The sequence below is a fragment of the Pseudoduganella rivuli genome, assembly GCF_009674485.1.
In the GTDB taxonomy this organism is placed as follows: Bacteria; Pseudomonadota; Gammaproteobacteria; order Burkholderiales; family Burkholderiaceae_D; genus Rugamonas; species Rugamonas rivuli_B.
Map to the genome: position 1 here is coordinate 239428 of NZ_WKJJ01000011.1, position 26594 is coordinate 266021.

25 protein-coding genes are annotated in these 26594 nt (G+C 64.9%); 6 read left to right on the forward strand and 19 right to left on the reverse strand.

Going from position 1 to position 26594, the window contains the following annotated elements:
* Positions 1-127: 127 nt before the first annotated feature.
* The 10 genes from GJ700_RS18805 to GJ700_RS18850 form a co-directional block, all read right to left on the reverse strand.
* Complete coding sequence (locus tag GJ700_RS18805) at positions 128-1381, reverse strand: MFS transporter (protein ID WP_154376643.1); 1254 nt, start codon at positions 1379-1381, stop codon at positions 128-130.
* Complete coding sequence (locus GJ700_RS18810; RefSeq protein ID WP_154376645.1) at positions 1359-2981, reverse strand: methyl-accepting chemotaxis protein; 1623 nt, start codon at positions 2979-2981, stop codon at positions 1359-1361. Before GJ700_RS18810 ends, GJ700_RS18805 begins: the two co-directional genes overlap by 23 nt.
* Positions 2978-3328, reverse strand: coding sequence for a Rieske (2Fe-2S) protein (locus GJ700_RS18815; protein WP_154376647.1), 351 nt, complete (start codon positions 3326-3328; stop codon positions 2978-2980). Before GJ700_RS18815 ends, GJ700_RS18810 begins: the two co-directional genes overlap by 4 nt.
* 13 nt (positions 3329-3341) lie before the next feature.
* On the reverse strand, positions 3342-4289 hold the full coding sequence (locus GJ700_RS18820) for a VOC family protein (RefSeq protein ID WP_154376649.1): 948 nt from the start codon (positions 4287-4289) through the stop codon (positions 3342-3344).
* Positions 4290-4310: 21 nt separating this feature from the next.
* A complete protein-coding gene (locus GJ700_RS18825) occupies positions 4311-5468 on the reverse strand; it encodes an alpha/beta hydrolase family protein (protein ID WP_154376651.1) in 1158 nt (385 codons plus the stop codon).
* 4 nt (positions 5469-5472) lie between these two features.
* Positions 5473-7941, reverse strand: a complete 2469-nt coding sequence (locus tag GJ700_RS18830) for an efflux RND transporter permease subunit (protein WP_154376653.1) — start codon at positions 7939-7941, stop codon at positions 5473-5475.
* Entirely contained in the window at positions 7938-9029 is a 1092-nt protein-coding gene (locus GJ700_RS18835; RefSeq protein WP_154376655.1) for a WD40/YVTN/BNR-like repeat-containing protein, read from the reverse strand. The genes GJ700_RS18830 and GJ700_RS18835 overlap by 4 nt, the downstream gene beginning before the upstream one ends.
* A 111-nt stretch (positions 9030-9140) precedes the next feature.
* Positions 9141-10511: a DUF1329 domain-containing protein gene (locus GJ700_RS18840; protein ID WP_154376657.1), complete on the reverse strand. Its 1371-nt coding sequence runs from the start codon at positions 10509-10511 to the stop codon at positions 9141-9143.
* Between the two features lie 24 nt (positions 10512-10535).
* Positions 10536-12158, reverse strand: coding sequence for a DUF1302 domain-containing protein (locus GJ700_RS18845; protein ID WP_154376659.1), 1623 nt, complete (start codon positions 12156-12158; stop codon positions 10536-10538).
* A gap of 232 nt (positions 12159-12390) precedes the next feature.
* Positions 12391-13515, reverse strand: a complete 1125-nt coding sequence (locus GJ700_RS18850) for an FAD-dependent oxidoreductase (RefSeq protein WP_371868028.1) — start codon at positions 13513-13515, stop codon at positions 12391-12393.
* Positions 13516-13722: 207 nt separating this feature from the next.
* On the opposite strand from GJ700_RS18850, the gene GJ700_RS18855 reads away from it, so the two are divergent.
* Entirely contained in the window at positions 13723-14106 is a 384-nt protein-coding gene (locus tag GJ700_RS18855) for a nuclear transport factor 2 family protein (RefSeq protein ID WP_195763941.1), read from the forward strand.
* On the opposite strand, the gene GJ700_RS18860 is transcribed toward GJ700_RS18855, so the two are convergent.
* Positions 14100-15026 carry a LysR family transcriptional regulator gene (locus tag GJ700_RS18860; RefSeq protein WP_154376665.1) on the reverse strand — a complete coding sequence of 309 codons (927 nt, stop codon included), beginning with the start codon at positions 15024-15026 and terminating at the stop codon, positions 14100-14102. The genes GJ700_RS18855 and GJ700_RS18860 overlap by 7 nt on opposite strands.
* A 107-nt stretch (positions 15027-15133) precedes the next feature.
* Between GJ700_RS18860 and GJ700_RS18865 the strand changes: the two genes are divergently transcribed.
* Together GJ700_RS18865 and GJ700_RS18870 are read left to right on the forward strand one after the other, a co-directional pair.
* Complete coding sequence (locus GJ700_RS18865) at positions 15134-16147, forward strand: fumarylacetoacetate hydrolase family protein (RefSeq protein WP_154376667.1); 1014 nt, start codon at positions 15134-15136, stop codon at positions 16145-16147.
* Positions 16147-16935, forward strand: coding sequence for a cyclase family protein (locus GJ700_RS18870; RefSeq protein WP_371868029.1), 789 nt, complete (start codon positions 16147-16149; stop codon positions 16933-16935). Before GJ700_RS18865 ends, GJ700_RS18870 begins: the two co-directional genes overlap by 1 nt.
* A 26-nt stretch (positions 16936-16961) precedes the next feature.
* Here GJ700_RS18870 and GJ700_RS18875 read toward each other — a convergent pair whose 3' ends face one another.
* Genes GJ700_RS18875 through GJ700_RS18895 form a run of 5 tightly spaced genes read right to left on the reverse strand, consistent with a single transcriptional unit; the run spans position 16962 to position 20585 of the window.
* Positions 16962-17366, reverse strand: a complete 405-nt coding sequence (locus tag GJ700_RS18875; RefSeq protein ID WP_154376671.1) for a hypothetical protein — start codon at positions 17364-17366, stop codon at positions 16962-16964.
* 9 nt (positions 17367-17375) lie between these two features.
* On the reverse strand, positions 17376-17834 hold the full coding sequence (locus GJ700_RS18880; protein ID WP_154376672.1) for a cache domain-containing protein: 459 nt from the start codon (positions 17832-17834) through the stop codon (positions 17376-17378).
* A gap of 13 nt (positions 17835-17847) precedes the next feature.
* A complete protein-coding gene (locus GJ700_RS18885) occupies positions 17848-19221 on the reverse strand; it encodes an MFS transporter (protein WP_229507097.1) in 1374 nt (457 codons plus the stop codon).
* 33 nt (positions 19222-19254) lie between these two features.
* Positions 19255-19902, reverse strand: a complete 648-nt coding sequence (locus GJ700_RS18890) for a 4-carboxy-4-hydroxy-2-oxoadipate aldolase/oxaloacetate decarboxylase (RefSeq protein WP_154376675.1) — start codon at positions 19900-19902, stop codon at positions 19255-19257.
* 20 nt (positions 19903-19922) lie between these two features.
* A complete protein-coding gene (locus tag GJ700_RS18895) occupies positions 19923-20585 on the reverse strand; it encodes an RraA family protein (protein WP_154376676.1) in 663 nt (220 codons plus the stop codon).
* Between the two features lie 248 nt (positions 20586-20833).
* On the opposite strand from GJ700_RS18895, the gene GJ700_RS18900 reads away from it, so the two are divergent.
* Positions 20834-21718 (forward strand): LysR family transcriptional regulator, encoded by an 885-nt coding sequence (locus GJ700_RS18900; RefSeq protein WP_154376678.1) that lies wholly within the window; start codon positions 20834-20836, stop codon positions 21716-21718.
* Between the two features lie 37 nt (positions 21719-21755).
* Here the strand turns inward: GJ700_RS18900 and GJ700_RS18905 are convergent, their stop codons facing one another.
* The 3 genes from GJ700_RS18905 to GJ700_RS18915 are packed head-to-tail and all read right to left on the reverse strand — an operon-like array spanning position 21756 to position 24604.
* The gene (locus GJ700_RS18905; RefSeq protein ID WP_154376680.1) at positions 21756-23522 is read right to left on the reverse strand and encodes an amidohydrolase; all 1767 of its coding nucleotides are present in this window, start codon (positions 23520-23522) and stop codon (positions 21756-21758) included.
* Positions 23523-23528: 6 nt separating this feature from the next.
* Positions 23529-23864: a c-type cytochrome gene (locus GJ700_RS18910; protein ID WP_195763942.1), complete on the reverse strand. Its 336-nt coding sequence runs from the start codon at positions 23862-23864 to the stop codon at positions 23529-23531.
* A gap of 56 nt (positions 23865-23920) precedes the next feature.
* Entirely contained in the window at positions 23921-24604 is a 684-nt protein-coding gene (locus GJ700_RS18915; protein ID WP_229507110.1) for a hydrolase, read from the reverse strand.
* A 217-nt stretch (positions 24605-24821) separates the two neighbouring features.
* Here GJ700_RS18915 and GJ700_RS18920 point away from each other — a divergent pair, with 217 nt between their 5' ends.
* Together GJ700_RS18920 and GJ700_RS18925 are read left to right on the forward strand one after the other, a co-directional pair.
* On the forward strand, positions 24822-25742 hold the full coding sequence (locus GJ700_RS18920; RefSeq protein ID WP_154376686.1) for a LysR substrate-binding domain-containing protein: 921 nt from the start codon (positions 24822-24824) through the stop codon (positions 25740-25742).
* Between the two features lie 83 nt (positions 25743-25825).
* Positions 25826-26563, forward strand: coding sequence for a DNA-formamidopyrimidine glycosylase family protein (locus GJ700_RS18925; RefSeq protein WP_154376688.1), 738 nt, complete (start codon positions 25826-25828; stop codon positions 26561-26563).
* Positions 26564-26594 lie beyond the last annotated feature (31 nt).

Genomic DNA, 26594 nt, shown 5'->3' on the forward strand with positions numbered 1-26594 from the left:
TCAGCCTGTGCTGGGCTTTGGTCGTAACGTCATGGCGCCGCCTGGGCAGAAGGCAGCTGCCTGCGCGGGACTTGCTGCTTGATCAGCGCCTCGTGCACCCATCGACAGCCCGCCTGCGCGGGCGTGCTTATGCCTGCCGTGCCGCCACCACGCGGCCGGTTGCCGCGGCAGCCGCGGTGGCCGCGGCAACGACGACCAGCCATCCCAGCGCCCCCATGGCCGCGCCCATCGTTCCCAATGCCTTGCCGCCCGCCAGCACGATCAGCGGGCAAACGAACTGGCCGGAAAAGAAGCTCGCCATGAACATCCCGGTACCGCGCCCGCGCTCCTCGAATTGCAACTGGCGCATCAGCCAGGTCAGCATGGTGGGCACCAGCAACCCCGAACCGTAGCCGTGCAACACCGCGCCCAGCAGCATGGCGTTGTAGCCGTCGGCACTGGCCGCCACCAGGAAACCCGCGCCCAGCGCGGCAAAGGCGATCGCCAGGCTGGCCGGCACGCCGCGCGCCGACAGGCGGCGGAACGATACCGCGCCCGCTACGTTGGCGACGCTGCCCAGCGCCGCCGCCATGCCGATGCTGGCCGGCGACACGATCCCGATGCCATTCATCAGGAAGCCCAGGTGCACCGGCAGCGTGTAAAACGCGATGGCGCCGCCAAACGTGATGGCGCAGATGCCGGCCACGGCCCTGGCCGGGAATGGCCGTCCGGCGCCGTCAGGATGGCCGGAACCGCCCTGCCCGTGCGCCGCGTCATCCGCTTGCGGCTCCCACAGCATCAGCGCCATCACGGGCAGCAGCAACAGCCCGGCAAAATACAGCCAGAACGGCGCGCGCCATCCCATTTCGCCCAACGCGCCGCCGACGCCGAAGAATAACGTGGCGGAAATCGACGCCCAGATGGTTTGCTGGGCCAGGTAGCGTTCCCGCAGCGCGCCGCTGAAATAATCGGCAATCAGCGACGTGCATACCGTCATGATGACGGCTTCCGCGATCCCCACGCCGACCCGGCTGGCGATCACCGCCGCCAGTGATTCCACATACAGCGGCGCCGTGCCGCAGGCCGAATACAGCACCAGGCCCGCCAGCAGCAGGCGCTTGCGCCCCGTGCGGTCGACAATGGAACCGGCAAACGGGCTGGCCAGCCCGACCACCAGCGCGGGCACCGTCAGCGCCAGCGGCACCAGCACGTCGGCATGGGCCACGCCGGCAAACTGGCGCATGATTTGCGGCAGCACCGGCGCGATCAGCACGGCCGCCATGATGGGCAGGCAACTGCCCAGCAGCAGCACCAGCGCGTGGCGGTAGGTGGCGGCCGATTTGGCCGGAGATGCGGTGGCTTCGCCAGCCACCTTGGCGTCAGATATCGTGCAAGGATTCATGGGGTTTCCTCATCGTGATTGCCCGTTCCTGCGGGCCGGTCTTGAAAATGCGCACCGCGTACGCCAGCGATTCCGAATGCGCCTGCAATTGCGCGGACGATGCCGCAGCCTGTTCCACCAGCGCCGCGTTTTGCCGCGTCACGGTATCCATGTCCGACATGGCGCGGCTCACATGCGCGATGCCGCTGTTCTGTTCACGGCTGGCCGCGCCGATGTCGGCCATGATGCCGGCCACCCGCCCGACGCCGTCGACGATGGCTTGCATGGCGTCGCCCGCCTCGTCCGCCAGACGCGTGCCCAGCGCGACCGTGTCCACGGATTCGCTGATCAGTTCCTTGATTTCCCTGGCCGCGCCCGCGGAACGCTGTGCCAGCGCCCGTACTTCGGATGCCACCACAGCAAACCCGCGCCCCTGCTCGCCGGCGCGGGCCGCCTCCACCGCCGCGTTCAGCGCCAGGATGTTGGTCTGGAACGCGATGCCGTCGATGACCGCGATGATGTCGGCGATTTTCGCCGCCGACGCGCTGATGTCGCCCATGGTGCCGACCACGCGCGACACCACTTCGCCGCCCTTGCCCGCCGCCTCCGCCGCTGCGCCGACCATGCCGTCGGCCAGCCCCGCATTGTCGGCATTGCGCTGCACGGTGGCCGTCAGCTGCGCCATCATCGAGGCGGTCCGCTGCAACGCGCCGGACTGCTCGTCGGTGCGGGTCGACAAATCCTGGTTGCCGGCAGCGATGGCGCCCGACGCTTCGGCAATCAGGTCGGTGCCCTGGCGCACATTCGTCACGATCTGCGCCAGGTTGTCGCGCATGGATTTCATGGCCGCCAGCAGGCTGGCGTCGTCGCCGGGCAGGGTGCGCACATCCACCGTCAAATCGCCGGCCGCGATGCCTTCGGCAATCGTCATCGCGTAATGCAGTTCGCCGCCCAGTTGCCTGAGCATGCTGCGCGACAGCACCAGCGACACCGCCAGTGCGGCCGCCACGGCGGCGGCGCCGATGGACAGCATCAGCACCCGGGCGTGTTCGAACGCCGCCTGCGCATCGGCCGTGGCCTGCGCGTTATCCGCCTCTTCCTGCGCGATCAGTTCGTCGAGCGCCTGCATCCATTGCGCCTGGACCGGCGCCAGTTCGTTTGACAGCACCGTTACCACCTGGTCGATCTGCATCGCCATCGCCAGCGCCGCCGCCCGCTCCATCACCGGCAAGGCGGCGGCGCTGTGGCGGTTGATCCGCGCCAGCAACGCGCGTTCGCGGTCCGTGACATTGTCCGCTTGCGCGAACAGCTCCGCCAGCCGGGCGCCCGCCTGCGCATACTTGCCGCGCTGCCGCCGGATGCGCTCCTGCTCCTTCTGCATGGCGGCGACGTCGTTGACCAGCGCCATGTCGCGCATCGCCACCATGCGTTCGTAGACCGTGTCGCGCATGGCGGCCGCCAGTTTCACCTTGACGTTGTTGCCGCCGGTGATACCGTCCATGCGCTGCTGGTTTTGCGCCATGCTGGCCAGGCCGACCACCGACAGCACCACCATCAGCAGCACCATCAGCGCAAAGCCCAGCCGCAGGCGCGTAGCGATTTTCATCCGTTCCAGTTTCATACGTCCCCCGTCACCCAGATCCCGCCACCGCCATCGATCGCCAGCGCCACCCTGGCCAGCGCCTGCCCGAGGCAGGGACCCAGCGTGCACGCGCCGCTGGCAATATCGAATTGCGCGCCGTGCGCGCTGCACACGATGCGGCTGCCGTCGCCGTTCAGGTAAGCATCCTTGCGCCACGCCATCGGCGCGCCCGCCACGTGCGGGCAGTCGTCGCGGTAGGCATGCAGCCGCATGCCCTGCCGCACCACGAATACCGTGTCCCGGCCGTCCCCGCGCGGGTCAAAGCCGCGCGCGCCGCCATCGGCGATATCGTGCAAGCGGCACAGGTACATTCCGGGCCCGGTCATGGCAATGGCGCCGTCAGTGCTTGCCGCCGGCCGGTGGCGGGCCGCCCGGCGCCCACTTTTCCCGGTGTTGCAACAGGAACACCTGGGATGCGTCCGCCCCCATCGGCACTTCGCGCGCGGTCCACCGGTCGTCGTGCAAGTCCATGTCCGCGTCGTATTCCACGTGGCAGCCCAGCGGGCTGTTGAAATACCAGAACCAGTTGGAACCGAACTTGTGGCGGCCCGGTCCCCAGAACGACTGGTAACCCTTTTCCACCATGCGGGTGCCGGCCTGCACCACCTCTGTCGGCCCTCCCATGTGGAAGGTGAAGTGCTCGCACCCCTTCATGAAGGGCGGGGTCTGGATCATGAACAGCGTGTGGTGGTCCTGCGTGCCGGCCGGACGCAGGAAGGGACCGACGCCGGTGAAGCGGTCGGTACAAACAAAGCCCAGGCGTTCCACGTAAAACGCTTCAGCGCGGGCCGCGTCGGGTACGAAGAGCACCACGTGCGACAAGGTGCGCGGCTTGATGACGGCGTGTTCATCGACCGCGACCGCGTTAGCCGGCCGCTGCGGCGCCGCGCCGGGCGCGTTGACGGTTTCCGCCGGCAATTCCAGCTGGCGGCGCACGGTGACCTGGAAACCCAAGGTAAAGCCCATGTCGTCGACCGTTTCCAGCGAACCGTCCGGCAACGTAGTGACGGTGCGGTCCCGTCCCAGCTCGTCCGCAATGGCGTGTAAAGTGGCCTGGTCGGCCACACCGTACACGGTCTTGCGCAGCATGCTGGCAGTGCCCAGCGCCGGCGGCAGTTGTGCATCGTCCTGCCGCGCCAGCACGATGGCGGTGCCGTCCAGCGCTTCGAAGCGGCCGCCGGCGGCCGTCACGCCATACGGTTCCAGGCCATAGTCGGTCAGGTATTGGGCGCAGGCCGCGACGTCGTCGACGCCAAAGACCAGCGTATCGGGTCCGATAATATTCATTGTAAGTTGCTCCTTGCAGGTTCAGGCGGTGCGTCCGCCCAGGGTTTCGGCCACCCAGTCAGCGATGTAGTGGCCGGCATTGATGCTGTTGTCGAAACTGGCATGCTGCGCGCCGCCTTCGCGGTCGGTGAAGATCTTCAGTTCGCGTTTCGGGCTGTTGACCAGCTGGTCATAGGTGCGCTGCGCCCACTTGAGGGGGATTTGCGTATCCTTTTCGCCATGCGTGACGAGGAACGGCACCCTGATGCGCTCGACCACGCCGTCGAGGTGCACGTTTTCCGCGATGCGCATGAATTCATTGACGTCCTGTGCGCCCCACACCCAGCACACGTGCGCCCAGTAGTGCGGCACGGGAAAATCGCCCTCTTTTTCCAGGCGGCGCTTTTGCACGTCGCGCCAGTCGTGGTTGGCGCCCCACGCCACGCCGCACGCAAAACGCGGTTCGAACGCCACCGCGCGCGGGCAGTAATAACCGCCCAGCGACACGCCTTCGCAGCCGATGCGTTTCGGGTCGACATCGGCGCGCGTTTCCAGCCAGTCCACCACGCGGCTGGCCCAGTGTTCACTGTCGTAGCGCGCCGTCATGCCGTGCAGCCGCAGCGCTTCGCCGGTGCCGGGCTGGTCGACGATGAGCGACGACACGCCCCGTTTGGCCAGCCAGCCCGGCAGCCCGACCAGGTATTTCATTTCCTTGGTACTGTCCAGGCCATTGACCTGCACCAGCACGGGCGCCGGCCCCTGCACGCCTTCGGCGCGCACGAACAGGCCGGACAAATGGCCGCCTTCATACGGGATGTCCACCCGTTCGCAATGGTCGCCGCCCAGCGCGATGCCCCGGGCGAACAGGCCGAGAAAATCCTCGTACAACGCCAGCCGCCCCGGCGCGCCGTGCGCCTGCAGGCGCTCGCACGTCAGCAGGTAGCTGGCCGCGCGCTTGTATTTTTCACCGGCCGACAGGCGCCGGCCGGCCGCTTCATCCTCTTCGGCCAGCGTGCACAGCTTGCGCGCCATTTGCGCCCAGGTGGCGCGGAACGCCGCCGTGCCGGCGGCATCGGGCTGCCTGGCCGCTTCCTGCAACGGTGCGCACATTTCTTCGATCTCGCCGATGCGCGCGCCCATCTCGATGGCCAGGTCGACCGACAGGTTCCAGACGTAATTGGTGGGGAAATACTTGAACATGGAATCAATTCCTCATTGTCATTGGTTGGGAAGTTACGGGTGGCTGCGCGGTGGCTGACTGCTCGGTGGCTGACTGCGCGGCGGCGCCCTGCCGGCGCGGCAACAGGAAATAGGCCAGCGCCGGCAGCAAGACCAGCGCGCCCAGCATGTTCCACAAGAACATGAACGCCAGCAGCAGCCCCATGTCGGCCTGGAACTTGATGGGCGACAGCACCCACGTGGCGACACCGATGGCCAGCGTGACGCCGGTCAGCAGCACGACCTTGCCGGTGAATTGCAACGCCTGGTAATAGGCGTCGGACAGGCTGTCTCCCGCCCGCATGCGCGCCAGCATGATGCTCATCACGTATAGCGCGTAATCGATGCCGATACCCACGCCCAGCGCGATCACGGGCAACGTCGCCACCTTGACGCCGATGCCCAGCGCCACCATCAGCGCTTCGCACAGGATGGACGTCAGCACCAGCGGCACCACCGCGCACACCACGGCGCGCCAGGAGCGGAAGGTCACCAGGCACAGCAGCACGACCGCCGCATAGACCCAGTACAGCATCTGGTGGCTGGCATCCTTGACCACGATATTGGTGGCCGCTTCGATGCCCGCGCTGCCGGCCGCCAGCTGGAATTGCACGTCTTGCGTATCGTTGTCGGCGGCAAAGCGCTCGACGGTGGCCACCAGACGGGACAAGGTGTCGGCCTTGTGGTCGCGCAGGTAGGCATACATGGTCAGCAGGTTGCACGGATCGTTGTACAGGCCGCGCGGCGCGCCCGCCGTGATCATGTTGGCCGAGCTCTGGTTCTGCAGCAGGTCATACCATTTCAGGCTGCCCTCGTTCATGCCGGTAATGACGCGGCGGTTCAGCAGCGCCAGCGAATTGGTCAGCTCGACGCCGGGCAGCTGCGCCAGTTCCCATTCCAGCGCATCGGCTTTCTGCAGGATGTCGAGGCGGGAACAGGCGCCGTCCGGGGTTTTCACCATCACGGCAAACACGTCGCTGCTGGCCGCGTAGTGGCGCACCACGAATGCGTTGTCACGGTTGTAGCGCGAATCGGCGCGCAATTCCGGTGCACCGGGGTCGAGGTCGCCGATCTTCAGTTGCAGGCTGGCCGCATAGCCGGCCGCTCCCAGCACGGCGGCCACCGCCAGCGCCAGCGCTGCCCAGCGCTTGTGCGTGAACAGGTCGAGGAAGCGCCACAGCGGGTGGCGCAAGCCGTCCACCGTGGCGTCCCGCAATTCGTCGCGCAGGCTGCGCTGGGCCGCCTGCGCGCTGACGCCGACGTAGGACAGCAGGATGGGCAGCAGGATCAGGTTGGTGAAGATCAGCGCCGCGACGCCGATGCTGGCGACGATGGCCAGGTCCTGGATGGCCTTGATGTCGATGATCATCAGCACCGCGAAACCCACGGCGTCGCACAGCAACGCGGTCAGGCCGGCCAGGAACAGGCGGCGGAACGTATAGCGCGCCGCGATCACCTTGTGCGCGCCGCGGCCGATGTCCTGCATGATGCCATTCATCTTTTGCGCGCCATGGCTCATGCCGATGGCGAACACCAGGAACGGCACCAGCACGGAATACGGGTCGAGGCCATAGCCCAGCGCAGGCAGGATGCCGAGCTGCCACACCACCGCCACCACGGAACACGCCACCACCAGCAACGTGCTGCGGCTGCAGCGGGTATACCAGTACAGCGTGGCGGCGGCGATCACGATCGCCGCGCCGAAAAACAGCAAGACTTGCTTCAGGCCGTCGATCAGGTCGCCGACCACCTTGGCGAATCCGGTGATGTACAGGTTCACGCCTTCGCCTTGATATTTGGCGCGCAACTGTTCCAGCCGGCCGGCAAACACCGTGTAATCGAGCGGCTGGCCCGTCTGCGGGTCGCGCGCCAGCAGCGGCACATAGAGGATGCTGGAACGGCCATCGAGCGACACCAGCTGGCCGATTTCACCGGAACGCTCGGTATTCATGCGCACCACGGCGACGCTGGCGGCGGAACCGTCGTAATCGTTGGGGATCACGGGGCCGCCTTCCATGCCTTCCTCGGTCACGCCGACCCAGCGCGTGGACGGCGTCCACAGCGACTTCATGTAGGCGCGGTCGACGCCAGGCAGCAGGAACACGTCGTCGCTGATTTTTTGCAGCGTGGCCAGGTAAGCCGGGTCGTAAATGGTATTGCCCTTGGTTTCCACGGCGATGCGCACCGCGTTGCCCAAGCCGCTCAATTCACTGCGGTTTTTCAGGTAATGCGCGATGTACGGGTGGCTGGCCGGGATCATGTCCTCGAAGCTGGCGTTGAGCCGCAGCTTCGTGGCTTGCCAGCCCAGCAGCACGGTCAGCAGCGCGCACGCGATCACCACCACCAGGCGGTTGTTGAACAGCACGCGTTCGACCAGGCTGCCGGACTGGCGGTCGAACGCCGCCAGGTCGTGCGGCGCCAGCTGGCCGTCCACGTTGGAGGTATCGATACTCATGGCTTGGCTCCGGATACGGTATGGGACGACGGTGAAGGCGCGGCAGCAAGCGCGCCGGCCGGGATGGCGACGACACCGCGCACGCCGGCCACGATGAGGTCGCCGTTGGCGGCCTGCGCCAGCGCGGCCAGCGGCGCCGGATGGAGTTGCGGCACCATGCGCGCATCCTGTCCCTGCGGACCGGCGATGAACAGCTGGCCGGCCTGGTTGGCGAACGCAATGCGGCCGTCGGCCAGCACGGCCGACGCGCTCAGCGACAGGGGCGGATAGCCGTCCAGCCGTTCGAAGCCGCCGCTGTTACTGCGAAATGCATTGCCTTTCAGGCCGCCCAGCACGATGCCGCCGTCCGGCAAGCCGCCCAGGGTGAAATACGTGCCACGATACGGCGCCGCCACCTTGCCGAACGTCTTGCCGCCATCGGCCGAATGCGCCAGCAAGCCCTGCTCGCCGGCCAGCCAGATGCCGTCGCCACGGGCCCGGATCGCATAGATGTGCAAGCCCTTGGGATTGTCGACGCGGTCCATCAGCGGCGCCCAGGTCTTGCCGCCGTCGCCGGTGCGCAGGATCAGGCCATAGGCGCCCGCCACGATGCCGTTGCGCGGGTCCTGGAACACCACGTCGAGGAACGGCTTGTCCGGTCCGTCCGCGATGAACTGTTGCGCCAGCGCCGCCTGGCCCGGCGCGGCGGCCAGCAAACGGCCGACCGCATTGCCGTCCAGCTGGCGCACCCAGGTTTCACCACCGTCTTCGGTGTGCAGCACGGTGCCTGCATGGCCGGTCGCCCAGCCCGATTGCGGCGTGGGGAAGCTGGCCGCCGTCAAGGTCACGGCCACCGGCACGCGCGCCTGGCGCCACGAGCGGCCATGGTCGTCCGACAGCAGCACGAGACCGCGTTCGCCCACCGCGACCAGCCGGTCGCCGGCGCGGGCCAGGCCGAGCAGCACGCGGCCCTGGGCCTGGACGGCTGGCGGCGCGGCGCGCTGCAGCGGGTTGGCGACCGGCGCGGCGCAGCCGGAAGAAGGCAATAGGATTGCCAGCGGGATGGCGGCGGCCACCGCGCCCGCAAGGCGTAGCAACTTGGAACACATGTTATTTCCTGCTCAGAGATTCAGTGAGGGGCGGCCCCGCCGTATAACCGGGGAGCCGCCCATGCCCCATGCCCGTAAAGCGCGGGCGGAGTCCGGGCGGATGGCCGGCGGTCAGCGCAAACCGCCGCCGGACAGCGATTCCGGCGTGAAGGTGGCGTCGGAATAGCGCGGCATGATCTTGTATTGCGACGCTTTTTCATTCATCACGTTTTGCGTGTACCACGCGCCGGACACCAGGTCGTAGAAGCCGAAGGTGGGGGCCACCACGCCAGGCAGGTCGGGCATGACGACGGGCAGCGACCACATGGTCTTCCACAGCTGCCCCTTGGCATCCCAGCGGTCGCCCAGCACCGCCTTCCAGCTATCCTCGTCGACGTAATACAGGCTCTTGGCCGCGAGGTGGCGCTGGCCGGCCTTGAGGTCGGCCTGCACCACCCACACGCGGTGCAATTCCCAGCGCACGTGGTCCGGATTGAGATGGTTGGCGCCGATCAGGTCGGTATCCTTGGCCGGCTTGAACGACTTGTTGGTGTTATACGGCACCAGCATTTCCTTCTTGCCCACCAGCTTCCAGTCGAAGCGGTCCAGGCGGCCGGAAAACACGTCCAGCTCATCGAAACTCATGACACCGGCGGTGGCCGGCGTCGGCGTGTCGCAGCAGGCGTTGGGCAGCTTGCGCGTGCGGCGCTGGCCGGCCAGGTACACGTAGGTCTGGTCCTTGTCGCCGTCGAGATTCAAACGCCCCAGGATGGCTTCGCCGGCACGGATCGGCGGCCCGGCGTTGACCAGGCGGATTTGCCAGTATTCGCCGTCGAACTTGTCGGCGCCATCCTTGTGGTAGTACGGCATGGCCTGGTCGGCCAGGCCGTCGACCGTCATCACGGCCTTGCCGTCCGCCGTCACCAGCACACCGTGCGCGTCGAACTGCCAGCTGTCGCCGCGCCAGTGCAGCAAGTGGTTCCACATGACTTCCGCGCCGGATTTCGGCACGGGGAACGGGATGCCGCCATACGCGTCGGCCGGGATCATCTTCGCGTTGAGCTTGGCGCGGGTGGCGTTTTTTGCCGTGTTGTCATAGACCCACTGCGGCGCGGCGGCCGTGCGGTGGGTGGGATAGACGTCGAGCCGGTAGCCGGGGTATTTCTTCAGCATGGCCTTGGTGCCATCGGTCAGCTTGTCGGCATACTGGTCCAGGTTTTTCGCCGTCACCGTGTACAGCGGCTTTTCGCCGGCGAAGGGATCGCCATCGCGCCGGCCGCCGTTTTTAAAACCCGCCACCGGCGTGGTCTGGCCGCCGCTCCAGGCCGGAATGCTGCCATCCTTGTTGGCGGCCTTTTCCGCGCCCAGCGGCGTCAGCGTGGTTTTCAGTTGCGCCGCCTCGTCGGCGGAAACCGCCGCCGCCGCGATCGATGGACAAACCAGGGTGCCGGCCGCCGCGGCCAGCGTCGTCATGGTTGCCAGGTTGGCGAATGTGAATTTCATGATGTCTCCGTCTTGGTATTTTGATTAGAAGGTCCTGCGAACCGACAACGAAATGAAGTCGCGGTCCTTGAAGTTCTGCTTGAAGGTGAATACCGAGCCCTGGCCGTGCAGGGCGGTGGCATTGCCGGCCGCGCCATAGAAATGCGTGACATTGAGGCCGAAGTTCCACGTGCTCATGTACTCGCCGCTGATGCCGACGCTGACGTCGCCACCCTTGTCCGGGCCGAAAGCCGTGATCACGGACGAGCGGCCTTTCGGGAAGTAGCTCAGGCCCACCGGCACGTTCAGGTCCAGGCCCGGCAACACCTGGCGGTAGCTGGGCGTATACACCATGCGCATGCCCCAGGCGTCGCGGGTGGCGCCCGGGTCCAGCATGGCCGCGTTTTTCGTGATGCCGGTCAGCCGGTTCCACGCCAGTTCGCCGACCAGCGATGCTTCGCTTGCAATGACGCTGGGGCCGAACGACGCCAGCGTCGACAGGTTGAAGTGGGCCGAATTGCCGACCGGGTAAGACGGGTTGTTGCTGTTGTCGGCTGGGGCCAGCGGACCGCCGAACATGGCGGGCACCACGCCGAACAAGTCCGGTGTGCCGGCCTGCACCAGCGGCGTATTGCGCCGCACCGACGCTTCGGCGGAAAAGTTGAATTCCCCCACCGTGGTGGACACGCTGGCGCCATAGGTACGGATGTCTTCATGGTAGGCCAGCACGTAGCTGCTGGTAGCCGGGCGGATCACGATTTGCGGGCTCTTGTCGTGGTATTGCGCGGCATAGAAACCAACGTCGATACCGCTGCCCTGCGGGCTCCATTTCACTTGCAGGCCACCCTGGCCACTGTTTTTTGCGCGCAAATCGCTGCCGCGCAGGTCGGCCGACGCGGGGCCGGTGAACAGGCGCTCGCCGCCCGCGTCGAAAAAGTCGGCGCCGGCAAAATAGCTGCCCACGCCAGGCATCACGTTCTTTTCCCAGCGGTACTGGTAATAGCCTCCCAGCGTGAGGTTGGGCTGCACCTGCAACTGCCCCGATACCTGGCCCACCGGACGGATCAGTTCCTTGAATTGCGTGTTCGGCACCGACAACAGCTTGACCACATCGATCGGCTGTTGCGCGGCCGCGATGCCGTTGTTACCGAAGAACAGGGTTTCGCCGTAGACCAGCGCGTGGCGGCCGATGCGCACCGAACCGGGCATGCCGCCCACGTCGCCTTTGGCAAACACGAAGGCGTCCAGCAATTCACCCTTGCTGCCATGCAGGTCGCGGGTGGCGGCCGGGAACGCGCTGGCCGTCACCGACATGGCGTTGTAGGTGAACGGGAAGTTGTTGTCGGTGGCGCGGTGATAGACGCTGTCGTACCAGGCGGCGCCCGAGACGCGGGCGCCGAGGTTCTTGTACGTCAGGTCGAATTCGGACAGCAGATCGACGCGGTTCGACACCATGCCCTTGCCGAAGTTGCGGTTGCCGTCATCCTGGTTGGCGTCATTGGTCAAGGCTGCGGCGCGGTCCTTCAGGCGGAACGCCGTGCTGTACTTGACGGTGTTATCCCAGCGCAGCTTGACGTCGGAATCGCCGGTCTCGATTTCCACGGCGTGGGTATGCGATACCGCAGCGAATGACGCAAGCGCCAACAGTACCTGGCTATTTCTTTTCATGTCTCCTCCTGGTTGTAAGTGCCCGTGGGCTTTTTTGATATGAATCAAGGTTAAGTTCAGGCCATGTATTTGAGAAATGGTTTATACCGATGCGTATCATCGGAAATTCCGATGCATGGGCGGGGCCGGCGCGGCACGGCGCCGCACCTGGTATCACCGGCGCATTGCCATGTCATCGAATGGGTGGGCGCCGCGCAGTCCGGCCGCGCGGTTCGGCCACGCGTAGGGCCGGTCAGATCGGCGCCAGCAGCGCCGCCATCGATTGCGTCATCAATTTGGCGTGTTCTTCGCGTGCCTCCGGTGTGCCGGCATTTTCCAGCTGGCCCAGGCGCACGGAGTTTTCCACCACCATCCGGCAGCGCTCATAGCGCCGCGCCACGTAGGCCTCCAGCGCCTGCGGCAAGGTCGCGGCGCGCTGCAATTCCTCGGCCAGCACGATGGCGCCTTCGACCGCGATGCCGGCGCCGGACGCCAGGTGCGGCGTGGTCGCGTGCACCGCGTCGCCCAGCAACAGCACGCGCCCTTTGTACCAGGGTTGCGGCAACAACAGCTTGTGCAGCGGACGGTAGACAATGCGCGATTCGGCATTGAGGTTGTCGCGGATATCGCCCACCACGCCGCCAAAGCCTTGCAGCACGTGCGCCAGGCGCGCCGGCCAGGTTTCCGGCGCAATGAAATCGTCGGTGGCCTGGTTTTCCAGCACAAACAGATACATCTCGTCTTTGGACACCGGGTTCAGGCCGGCCTTGGTGGTCTTCGACAGCACCATCATGGGCCCGGTGACCTGCTCCGGCCGGGGCACCACGGCACGCCAGCAACCCTGGCCCGTATAGCTGGGGCGCGCGGCGGCGGGGAAAATCGCTTGCCGGGTTTTCGAATGGACACCGTCGGCGCCGATCACCAGGTCATAACTGGCATGCGTCCCGTCGGTGAACGCCACGCGGACCTGGTCGGCATCCTGTTCGATCGTATCGAACGACACGCCCAACCGCACGTGGACGCCGGCCGCGCGGGTGGCGTTGGCCAGGATGCGCGCCAGCACCGGGCGCATGATGCCGCCGCCACCGGGCACGTCCGGCCCCGCCACGCGCGGCGTCGTATATTCCGCCACCACCGTGCCATCCGGCAGGGCCACCTTGAAGCCGTCCGCGCACCAGCCGTGCGCCATGATCTCGTCCAGCACGCCGATTTCCCGGAAGGCACGCAGCGTCGGTCCGCTGATCGTGATGCCGGCGCCGTAGACGCGCCAGTCGGGATCGATTTCCACCAGGTCGACTTCCACACCCTGCTTGCGCAACTGGATCGCACTGCACATTCCGCCGATACCGCCGCCGATCACCAGCACCTTGTTCACCATGGCCATCTCCACTTTCTTATTCGCTTGGATCCCCCGCCCGATGCGGGAGTTGCGGCTCAGTATAGGGAGACGACTTGTATCTGTAACATGGATTTTTCCAATCCAACCTATCGCCATTTCCGATAGGTCGCGCTATCCAAAATGCCGATGGCTGCTATCCAAACTTTGGATTTCACGTGCGGTGGCTCGGCCCCTTATCATCGGGCCATGAACACTGTCGAAGAATTGCTCGCCTGCGAAGCGGCGCGCGCCCGCGCCCTGGTGGAGCGCGATTACGGGACATTGGCAGCGCTGCTGGCCGACGACCTGCTGCATGTGCATTCGACCGGCCAGGTGCACTGCAAGGACGCCTACCTGGCCTACGTGCGCGGCCCGCTGGCGTTCCTGTCGGTCGAGCGGCACGGCCTGAAAGTCACGATGCTGGGCAAGGCTGCCCTGATGACGGGCGCCATGTCGAACGTGATGCAGCCGCCCGGCCCGGTGGCGCCCGTCACCGTGCAGTCGCACGTGGTGCAGCTGTGGACCGCGTCAAGCACGGGCTGGCGGCTCGCCGTGTTCCAGGCGACCCGCCTGCCGCCGATGGCTCAGTAGCCTTCGACGTATTCCGAGTCGGTGGCCGCCACCTGACTCAGCAGGTTGCGGAACCACACGTGGGCAGGATCCTTGTCGAAGAATTTATGCCACTGCATTTTCATGACCACGGACGGCATGCCTGGCGGCGCCGCCAGTAGGCGCACCGGGTAATAGCGGGCGAACATGCGCGCCAGCCGGGTATGCATCGTGGCCACGCGGTTGGTGCCGATCACCAGCTGCGGCAAGGTATTGAAATTGCCGACCGAAACTTCGATGTTGCGCGACATGCCCGCATTCTTGAGGAACCATTCTTCCAGCCCGGGCAGGCGGCGGCTGCCCCACAGCGTGGCCACATGGCCCAGCGCCATGTACTGCTCGATCGTGACGCTGTCGCCCACCACCGAATTGCTGGCCCAGACCATGCAACTGAAGCTGTCTTCGAACAGCACCGCGCTCGGATGTTCGGACAACATGTATTTCTCGGGAAGGATAATCAGGTCCACTTCGCCCCGCTCCACCTGTTCCTGCGGTTCTTCGGCGGGCGCGATGATTTCCACGGTGATCCTGGGGGCCAGCACGCCAAGCTGGCGCGTGACCTCCGCCAGCAGCACGGAAGTCGGATAGTCGGATGCGATGACGCGGAAGTGGCGCACCGATTCGGCCGGAATGAATTCCGGCCGGGTTTCGATGGTCGACTGGATTTGCAGCAGCACGCTGCGCACCGGGTCCAGCAAGCTCTCGGCCAGCGGCGTCGGCACCATGTTGCGCCCCACTTGCGTCAGCAGGTCGTCTTCGAAATAGTCGCGCAGGCGGGCCAGCACGCCGCTGGTGGCGGACTGGCTCAGGTTCAGCTGTTTGGCCGCGCGGGTAATGCTGCGTTCGGCCAGCAGCACGTCCAGCGCCACCAGCAAATTGAGGTCGAGTTTCTTGAACCGCATGTCGTCTCCATGTATCTCGTAATCCGATTTATCCAATCATTAAAATCGATTTTACGGATGAAACGCAAGCAACTAAGCTGGGGCCGTGCAATCAACCAAGGACAACAATGAAACTGGCAACCCTGAAAAATGGCACGCGCGACGGCCGCCTGGTGGTGGTGTCCCGCGACCTGCGCAAGGCGGTGGTGGCGGACGGCATTGCCACTACCCTGCAGCAGGCGCTCGACGACTGGGACGCTTGCGCCCCGCGCCTGCGCGCCTTATCCGAACGCCTGGACGCGGGCCGGATCGACGCCCTGGACTTCGATCCCGCGCAGGCGGCGGCGCCGCTGCCGCGCGCGCCGCAGTGGTGCGACGCGTCGGCCTTCCTCAACCACGGCAGCCTGATGGAAGTCGCGTTCAAGACCACGCCGATTCCCGACGCCGACACCATCCCGCTGATGTACCAGGGCGCGTCCGACGATTTCCTCGGCCCGTGCGACGACGTGCCGTTGCCGGATGAGGCGCACGGCATCGATTTCGAAGGCGAATTCGGCGTCATCGTCGACGAGGTGCCGATGGGATGCACGGCCGACGACGCCATGGCGCATATCAAGCTGGTGGTGCAGCTCAACGACGTCAGCCTGCGCGCGCTGGGCTTCCGTGAAATCCGCACCGGCTTCGGCTTTTTCACGGCCAAGCCGTCTTCCAGCTTTGCGCCGGTGGCGGTGACACAAGATGAACTGGGCGACGCCTGGCGCGACGGCCGCGTGCACCTGCCGCTGCACATCCAGTGGAACGACGCCTGGTTCGGCAACCCGCACGGCGGTGAAATGAATTTCGGCTTCCACCAGTTGATCGCCCACGCGGCCCAGACCCGCAAGCTGTCGGCCGGCACCATCATCGGTTCGGGCACCGTGTCCAACCGCGACCGCGCCGCCGGTTCGGCCTGCATTTCCGAACGACGCGCCATCGAACTGGTGGACGACGGCGCCATCAAGACCGGTTTCATGCGCTTCGGCGACACCGTGCGCATGGAAGCGCGCAACCCCGATGGCGGGCCATTGTTCGGCCCGATTGCCCAACGCGTGGTGCAGCAACGCTATCATGGCACCAACACCAACTCAACCAAGGAATCCTGATGCCACGCCGCTTTGTCGATATCTCCATCTACCTGGAAAACGATGTCCTGTCCGACCCGCCGCTGATGGCGCCGAAAATCACGTACCAGAAGCACGCCGACACGCTGCCTGAATTCATGACCCTGCTGCCCGGCACCAAGCCGGAAGATTATCCGGACGGCGAAGCGGCCGCCGCCGAATGGGTGACCTTAACGACGCACAACGGCACCCACCTGGATGCGCCTTACCACTTCCATTCGACCATGGACGCCAAGCTGGGTGAAAGCAAGCCGTCGACCACCATCGACGAAGTACCGCTGGAGTGGTGCTTCCAGCCCGCCGTGAAACTGGATTTCCGCCACTTCGCGGATGGCTACGTGGTGACGGCGGCCGACGTGGAAGCGGAACTGCAACGCATTGGCCACGCATTGAAACCGCTGGAAATCGTGCTGGTCAACACGCGCGCCGGTTCGCGCTACGGCCACCCGGATTTCCTCAAGGCCGGCTGCGGCATGGGTTACGAAGCCACCATGTACCTGCTGGAACGCGGCGTGCGCCTGACCGGCACCGATGCGTGGAGCTGGGATGCGCCGTTTTCCTATACCGCGCAAAAGATCGCGGAAACCGGCGACGTCAGCCTGATCTGGGAAGGCCACAAGGCCGGCCGCGATATCGGTTACTGCCACCTGGAGAAGCTGCACAACCTGGAAGCGCTGCCGCCGCACGGTTTCACGGTCAGCTGCTTCCCGCACAAGATCCGCGGCGCATCGGCGGGCTGGACGCGGGCGGTGGCGATTTTCGAGGAGTGACGGCGGCGATGCCATCACAATAAGCCTCACGCTTCCGGAAGCGGCGGATCGACGATCAAATCCGGATTCAGCGCACGGATGCGTTGTTCCGTGTAATAGCCGCCGGCTTCCGTGTAGCGCAGGTAAGCACGTCCGCATGAAGTGCATTGCGCCAGCTCGCAGCGGTTATACGGAAAATAGCGCAACGCGATGGGCGCATCGGCCGACCAGTACCCTGTGCCGGCCGGATGATATTCCGCGTAGGAAGGCTCCGCATACGGATCCGGGAGCAGGCTGCCGACCCGGCGCAGCAGCTCCACCGGGAAGGTTGGCGACAGGCGCTCCCACCCGGCCACGGCTGCCGAGGCGCAAGCACAGGGCTGCGTCGTGCTGTTTGCCCGGGCAGCCAGTTCCCTCACCTCGGCCGGCGTCATCACGTTTTCGCTATTCATCTTCCCGCTTCACTCGATATAAATGCCACAGCCAACAATCAAGTCCTCGTACCGCTCGATGTACATGGACTTTTTCTGCATCTGCTTGCTGATCGGATCCAGCCACCGGTAGCGATGCCAGCCCGCCCCCTTGTTTTTTGCCAGGGCGGTCCGCTCGCGCATGAAAAATACCCCGTCGGCATCCCGGATGTCAATCACGTTCTTCCCGGCCAGTTTGGGGTTGCTGCCATTCGCCACCGACACGCCGTCAAGGGTGCCGATCACGATGTAAAGGTCGCGGTCCCTGTAACGGGCAGCCTGATTCTGCACGTCCTGGATGATTTTTTCCCGCCCATGTTTTCGCAGGTCGGCAACCACCGTCTTCACCAGGGCGACCGCCTCGTCGGCGCTGCCCCGGTCGGCGGCCCTGCCACAGGTGCAGGCCAGGGAAGCCAGCACGAACATCAACACGGATAATAGCGTTTTCATGGTTCCTCCTGGGTCACAGCCTGTCGGCCGCGCGCACTTTCAGCGGCTCGCTGATCGTCAAGACAATCAACACGGTCAGGCAAGAGATGGCCGCCATGAACCCGAACACATAATCCCAGCCAAAATCATCGAGCAGCATGCCGACGATCCACGGCGTGGCCGCGCCGCCCAGTTGGCCGCCCATGTTGACCACGGCGTTCGCCACCGGGAACTTTTCCTTGGCGACGAAGGGCATTGGATAGACCATGTAGGCGGAATAGCCGATGCTGAGCAGCATCCCGGTGGCGAACAGCAGTGCGCCATATTGAGTGGGGTCGGCCGGCGCGTTGATCAGCACATACATCATCATCGCCGTCGACGCCGCCGAGATCAGCATGCCGGGCTTGCGCCGCTTGTCCAGCAGCCGGTCCGCCAGCAAGCCGCCCAGCAGGTTGCCCACCACCGCGCCGACCCACGGCGCCGCCGCGACAAAGCCCATGTTCATGATGGAGAATTTTTTCACCGTCAGCAGGTACGTGGGTATCCAGGCCAGCAGCACGCTCGAGATGCCCAGCTGGCAGCAATAGCCCAGCGCGCAGCCGATGATGTTCCACGATTTCATCACTTCGCCCGTGGTCGTCAGCACCTTTTCTTCCCGCACCCGGATCAGGCGGTCCAGCCGTGGCATCGGGCGGGACGGCGCAACGTGGTGGCCCCCGCCTTTGCCGGCGGCGCCCTCGCCGATGCAATCGAGTTCCGCCGCATTGACGAAGCGGCTCTCCGACGGTTGATTCGCCACCAGCAGGTACCAGAACACGGACAGCAGGATCCCCGGGACGGCGAACCACAGGAACACTTCCTTCCATCCCCATGCGGCAATGATGGCGGCCCCGAGGATGGGCGTGATGACGGGACCAAACTTCACCGACGACAGGAAAATACCGGACGCCGTACCCTTTTCGCGGGAGGGAAACCAGTTATTGATGGTGGTGGTGACGCCGATCGGCAGCGGTCCCTCGGCGAAACCCAGGGCAATCCGGCACAGCTTCAGCGACAGCAGCGACCCCACCAGCCCTGTCAGGCCGGTCGCGATCGACGTGAAAATCATCGACAGCGTGAACACTTTCCTGACGCCGAAGCGCGACAGCAGCCACGCGGAAGGCAGCTGGGCCAGTGCGTAGGCCACCAGGAACAGGCTGACCAGGCCGCCCGCTTCCGTGTTGGTCATGGCAAATTCCTTGCGCAGGAAAGGCAGCACCACGCCCAGGTTGGCACGGTCGGCCGCCGCAATCGTATAGATGACGAAAAACAGCGCCGCGACGAACCAGCGGTAACGGGTCGGCCGCCCCGCCTTGGCGGTGTTTTCGGCTGGCATGGCCGCAGCGGTGGCGGCATGGTGGGTTTGCATGACGAGTCTCCTTTGTTATGAATGCGGCGGGGTTCAGGCGAGATTGAAGCGCCGCAGCTGGTCCGCCAGGCCGAGCAGTTCGACCGTGGTGGCGCCATTCCTGATGCGCGCGCGGTATTCGCTCTCTTTTTCTTCCCGCTCCAGGCTTTGCCGCAGCACGGTTTCCACTTCATCGCGGCTGACCACCACCAGGCCATCCTGGTCGCCGACAATGATGTCGCCGGGGTGGATGCGCACGTCGCCGATGGTGATGGGCACGTTGACCTGCCCCGGCTGGTTCTTGCCGGTGCCCTTGATCGACAGGCCCCGGCTGAACACGGGGAATCCGGTTTCCGTGATGGACGCCGCATCGCGCACGGCGCCGTTGATGACCAGCCCCGCCAGGCCCATCTTCAACGCCTGTTCGGTGAAGACATCGCCCCAGGGACCGGCTTCGGTATAGCCCTTGGCGTCGACCACCAGCACGTCGCCCGGACGGGCTTTCAGCATCGCGTAATGCAGCATGAGGTTGTCGGCGGGCCGGGTATCGACCGTGAACGCGGGACCGGCGATGCGCATGGTGCTGGCGATCGGCTTGATGCCGCTGTCGAGCGCGCCACGCGCGCCCTGGGCTTCATAGATGGTGGCGGCGCCAAGCCTGGCCAGCGCGGCCAGCACGTGGGGTGCGACAGTGTTTTGCATGATGTGATCCCCCATGGTGCTCAGCCGGGCTTGCGCTGCAGCGTGTGGTAGCCGAACTGGCGGCGCGCGTCGGACAGCGTCATGCCGTCGAGCGCGGCGGCCACGATGCGCTGCTCCACCGCCTGCATGGACAGGGCGCGCCGCAACACCTCTTCCGTGCGCGCGGCGGGGACCACGACCACGCCATCCAGGTCGGCGATCACGAAGTCGCCGGCGCAAACGCGTACGCCGGCCAGGGTGACCGGCTCGCCAATGGCGTCCACCTGTACCCGGTCCTTGCCGGTGCGCATGAACCGGCCGGCCGCATACAGCGGATAGCCCGCCTCGTCCGCTTCCGCGGTGTCCCGGCACACGCCGTTGACCACCGTGCCGCCCAGGCCGCGCCGCGCGGCGAGCCGGCTCATGATGCCGCCCCAGACCGTGCAATCGATGCGGCCCGCGTTGTCGAGCACGGCGACGGCGCCGGCCGGGATGTCGTCCAGGTAATCGCCCACGGTGCCGGGCTTTGCCGTATCCACTGGCGCGAAGCGCACCGTGAAGGCTGGTCCGCACAGCTTGCGCGGACCGGCGATGGGCCGGATGCCCGGCGCGCTGCCTGGCAGGCCGAAGTAATCGAGGGCGTCGGATACTTCCGCCGTGCTCAGGCCGGCCGCCTGATCGATGAAGATTTGATCCACTTTCATGCTGTCTCCCGTTGTTGATGCAGGGAGTTTCGTACAAAGAAAAACAAACATCAAACATCGAATTTTGATCGTTGATTCAATATTTTTGAACTAATAGAACATATTGCGATCAACTTGCCTTGGCCTGACGGCAAGTCCGATGATGTCGGATGCAGAGGGAATCGACTGAATCGGGCTTGAGTTAACGCCCCCCTCCATATAATATTTTCCAAATTAATCGTCTCTTTTTCAGCCTTGGTTCAGGAAAAATGAATTTCAGACAGCTGCGGTATTTTTGCGAAGTGGTGGAAGCGGGCAGCGCCGTGCATGCGGCGGAGCGGCTGCACGTGGCGCCGACGGCGATCAGCATGCAGTTGGCCCAGCTCGAGGCGCACCTGGGCGGAGAATTGTTCGACCGCACCCGGCGGCCGATGGAGCCTACTGCGTTGGGTAAGTTTTTTTATCCCAGGGCTAAAGAATTGCTGCTGCAGGCGGCCCGCCTGGACGGCGAAGCCCAGGGCATCGCCAGCGGCAGCCGGGGCTGGCTGGGCATCGGATTTACCCGCTCGGCCACGTTTTCCCTGCTGCCGCGCGCCATCCGGCGCTTCCGGGCAGCCTATCCCGAAGTGCAACTGGACCTGGTGGAAGCGCTGTCCGAATACCAGCCCGCGCAATTGCGGCAGGGACGCATCGATATCGGGATTTCGCGCTTCATCGGCGACTACCATGCGCCGGCCGACCTGGACTACGCCGTGACGCTGGACGACCCGCTGGTGGCCGCCCTGCCCGCCGGGCATCCTCTGGCCAGGCAGGCGTCGGTCAGCGCCGGCGAGCTGGCCAGGGAACCGTTCATCCTGTATCCCAAGGACCCCATCAGCCCCTTCGGCCAGCAGATCGTCGCGGTATTGAAAGCAACCGGTGTCGAACCGGTGGTGGCTTATTCAGCCGTGGAAATCCATACCGCGCTGGCGCTGGTCGGCGCCGGGCTGGGCGTGACCTTGGTGGGCCGCTCCATCGCGGAAAACAACCGCAGCGATGTCTGTTTCCTCCCTGTGCGCAATGTCGACAGCACCACCACCGTGGTGGGGATCACGCGGGCGAATGAGGACAGCAAGCTGGTCAGGGCATTCCTGGACGTGCTGGCAAACGGTTGAAGGCGCCGCCAAAAGCCGGCACCCGCATCGCGCACCCTCAGCGGTTTTGCACCCCGCCAAACGCCGCCACCGGACTCCACGCGGGCGACACGGCCGGCGGCTGGGGCGCCAGCGACGCATAGGGTCCGGCGCCATACACCACCTTGCCGTTCACGACCGTCAGCACGCTTTCCAGGCGCTTGATTCTTTCAGCGTCGACCGTGAAATAATCTTCCGGCAGCACCACGAAGTCCGCATATTGGCCGCGCCGGATCGTGCCTTTGACTTTTTCCTCGCCGCTCATCCAGGCCGAACCGGTGGTCATCAGTTTCAGCGCTTCATAGCGGCCCAGCACGTCCCTGCCCTGCCAGATCTGCAGGCCGCCGGCAGTCTTGCCGGTCACCGTCCAATACAGCGACGGCCACGGGTTGTAGCTCGAGACGCGCGTGCCGTCGGTGCCCAGGCCGACCGGCACCTTCATGTCCAGCATCTTGCGGATCGGCGGCATCTGGCGCGTCTGCGCGCCATAGCGCTTCCAGTACGCTTCCCCCTGGAAGTGGATGCGATCCTGCACCGCGACGCCGCCACCGAGCTTTTTGATACGCGCCAGTTGCGCGTCCGTGATGGTTTCGCCGTGGTCGATGATGAAGCGCAGGCCGTTCAGCGGCGTCTTCGCGTTGACTTTCTCGATCACCGCCAGGTCGCGGTCGATGCTTTCGCCATAGGTGGCGTGCAAACGGAACGGCCAGCGGTTTTTCACCAGCAGCTCAACGACCTGTTCCAGTTCGCCCTCCATCGAATCCGGCAAGTCCGGGCGCGGCTCCAGGAAATTTTCGAAGTCGGCCGCGCTGGCCACCAGGTTTTCGCCTGCCCCTTCGGCGGAAAAGCCGTTCGGGTAGAACATGTGGTCGTTCTTCTTCGGGTGGGTCATGCCCTGCCAGCGCTGGAAGTCGTCCAGTTCCTTACCAGGGCGCTGGGCGAACAGGTAATAGGACGTCCGCACCGTCAATTTGCCGTTGCGGGCCAGTTCCAGCGAGACGCCGTAGTCATCCGGGTAATTCTGGAAGCCGCCGCCCGCATCGATGGCGCTGGTCACGCCCAGACGGTTCAACTCGCGATAGAAATGCAGGGTTGAATTGACCTGGTCGTCGCGGTTCAGCTTGTTGGTCTTGGCCAGGGTCGAATACAGGATCAGCGCGTTCGGCTTGGCGATCAGCTTGCCGGTCGGCTTGCCGTCGGCATCGAGTTCGACTTCGCCATCCTTGTAGCGCGTATCCTTGCTGTAGCCCAGCGTCTGGACGCCTTTCTGGTTCAGGAAGCCCAGGCCATACAGGTACAGGATGAAGACCGGCTTGTCCGGCACCGCCGCATTGATTTCCTCCAGCGTCGGCAGGCGCTTTTCCTCGAACTGGTATTCGTTCCAGCCGCCGACGACTTTCACCCACTCGCCGTCCGGCGTGCGCGCGGCCTGCTCCTTGAGCATCTCGAGGGCGCGCTTGAGCGACGTGACGCCATCCCAGCGCAACTCCATGTTGTAGTTCAGGCCTTCCCGGATCACGTGCAGGTGCGAATCGACCAGGCCCGGGATCACGGTGCGCCCGCCGGCGTCGATCACCTGCGTGTGCCCCCGCTTCAGCTTGAGGATACTGGCATTGCTGCCCGTGGCCAGCACTTTGCCGTCCTTCACGGCCAGCGCCTGCACAAACTCGCCTTCTTTTGCCATGGTCGCGATCTTGCCGTTGGTGACGACCAGGTCGGCTTGCGCATGGGCGAATCCGGCGGCAAACAGGCCGGCGAGCAATACATTTATCGATGTGGCTTTCATGATTTTTTATCCTTTGTTGGGGGCTTGACGCATGAACTCAATGGCATCCTGGATCTGGGCGCGGGTCAGGTCGGCGCGCCCGCCTTTCGGCGGCATCGCGCCGAATCCTTCCACCGCATGGTCGGTCAGCTGGCGCAGGCCCGCGGCATCCGTTCCTGCCCGCCGCGCCCACTCCTTGACGTCGCCGGCCTTGGGCGCACTGACCATGACGTTTTCAGGCGCGTGACAGGCAATGCAGACAGCCTGGTAGACCGCCCGTCCTTTGACGGCGTCCTGGGCCTGTGCGGCGGGCAGCCAGTGCGCCAGCAGGGCAACGGCCAGCATCGGTATGTTCGTGCGCATCGTCATCTCCTGAAAAAGGCCGGCGTCACGCGCCGGCCTGGTCTGGTCATGTGGATTTATTTGCCTTCCTTGGCCTTGAACATGTCGCTGGCATAGATGATGCCCAACCCATAGCCGCCACCATGCTGTTTGGCGATGTTCGTCACCGGACCATAGGTTTCGCCACGCGCCCAGTCACGCTGCAACTCCAGCATGTATTGCAGCCACGTGACCGGATGGGCGCCGGCTTGCACCATGCGCTGCACGGCCATGTCGTGGGCTTCCTTGGCGACGCCGCCCGAGGCGTCGGTGACGATGTACACCTCATAACCCTGGTCGATCGCCGACAGCGCCGGCTCCAGCAGGCAAACTTCGGTCCACAGGGCAGCCATCACGATTTTTTTCTTGCCGTACTTGTTGATCTGGTCCACCACGCGCTTGTCTTCCCAGGTATTCATCGTGGTGCGGTCGATCGGGGTCTGCTCCGGGAACACGGCCTGCAATTCCGGGAAAATCGGGCCGCTGAACGATTTTGCCGCCACCGTCGTCAGGATCGTCGGCACCTTGAACGTCGCCGCCGCCTTGGCCAGGCCCGTCACGTTGTTGCGCAATTCGGCCACATCGATCGAACGGGTGGCGAACGCCATTTGCGGCTGGTGGTCGATCAGCAGCAGCGTATGGTTGTCCGGCGCCAGCAACTTTTGCGACGGTTGCGCGCTGGGCTGTGCCGCGTGCGACGGTGCGGCGGCTGCGAAAGCCATTACGATAGGCATGGCCAGTTTGGCGAGGGTTTTGAAGTTCATGTTCGTTCTTCCCATAATCGATTTTTTTGACAGGAACCTGCCACCCGGCAGATCCCCACATATTGGCCAGCACAGCGGTCGTTTGTTGTACTGCGCGCTCCAATGACGGTATTATGCGAAACGAAGCAGCGATTGAAAAACGGAAAAGTTCTTTTACTATCATCGAAAAAATCGAATGTTAAAAATCAGCCTGGATGCCCTGATCACTGTCGACGCCATTGCCCGCCGGGGCTCGTTCTCCGCCGCCGCGAAAGAGTTGTTCCGCGTGCCATCGACGATTTCCTACACCGTGTCGAAGCTGGAAGAGGATCTCGGCGTCCAGCTGTTCGAGCGCTTCGGCCCCCGCGTCACCTTGACGCAGGCGGGCGAAGAGTTGCTGAAGGAAGGACGTTATCTGCTGAAAGCGGCAAGCGACCTGGAAAGCCGGGTGCGCCGCGTCGCGTCAGGCTGGGAAACCGAGTTTGCCATCGCGATGGATTCGATGCTGTCTCCAATCGGGCTGGTCAGCGACGTCGAAGCGTTCTACCAGACGACCGACCAGACCCGGCTCCGTTTTATCAAGGAACAATTGTCGGGAACGTGGGAAGCGCTGCTGGACAGGCGGGCCGACTTGCTCGTCGGCGCCGCCGGCGAAGGCCCCTCGGGCGGCGGCTACACGACCGAACTGATCGGCAAAGTCTCGTTCGTCTTCGTGGTAGCGCCCGGCCACCCGCTGGCGGGCGCGACACATCCCCTCAGCAAGGGCGACCTGATGGCCTATCGGGCCGTATCGGTTGCCGACTCCGCCCGCCTGTTGCAAGCCCGCACCGTTGGCCTGCTGTTTGGCCAGAACACGCTGTCGGTGCCGGACATGCAAACCAAGTATCGCCTGCAACTGGCCGGGCTGGGCTTTGGCTTTCTTCCCGAATCCTGGGTCAAGGCCGACATCGACGCCGGCACGCTGCTGCTGAAGGAAGTGGAGGAACCCAAGCCGGACGAAAACCTGTACCTTGCGTGGCGCACGGGCGAGGAAGGCGCGGCGCTCAACTGGTGGCGCCAGCGCGTCAGGGCAACGTCGCCGATCAGCGGCATGCTGCTGCATGGCAAGTCAGCGTAAGCGGCCCGGACACTACGCCAGCGTTAGCACGCGAACATAGCCGTACGCGGTTTGCGTCCAAAATGGCGGCAGGAGGAGCCGCCATGCCCGAAGGACCATCGATCGTGATGTTGCGCGAAGAAGCCCAGCGCTTCGCCGGCAAGACCATCGCGCGCGCCGAAGGCAACACCAAGGCCGTGGACCTGGCCAGCCTGGAGGGCCAACGCATCGACGCCGTGCGCAGCTTTGGCAAGCAATTCCTGATTGCCCTGCCCCGCACGGCGCTGCGCATCCATTTCCTGCTGTTCGGCAGCTACCGCATCGACGAGCGCAAGGACAGCAAGGCGCGCCTGTCGCTGCAATTCAAGGGCGGCGGCGAAATCAATTTCTACGCCTGTTCGGTGCGGCAGATCGACGCCGATCTCGATGCCGCTTACGACTGGAGCGCCGACGTGATGTCGCCGGACTGGGATGCGGCCAAAGCGCGCAAGAAACTCCGCAGCGCCCCCGACATGCTGGTGTGCGACGCCTTGCTCGACCAGGACATCTTTGCCGGCGTGGGTAACATCATCAAGAACGAAGTGCTGTTCCGCATCCGCCTGCATCCCTTGTCCACGGTGGGCGCGCTGCCCGCCGCCAAGCTGCGCCAACTGGTGGAACAGGCGCGCCAGTACAGCTTTGACTTTCTTGAGTGGAAGAAGCAGTACGTGCTCAAGAAGCACTGGCTGGCCCATGCCAAGACCACCTGTCCCCGCTGCCACCTGCCCTACACCAAAGGCAAGCTGGGGCGTACGCAGCGGCGTGCATTCTATTGCGAACGGTGCCAGCGTCTGTATCAATGACGCCGACGGCGGCACTTCGCTCCGCAACGAA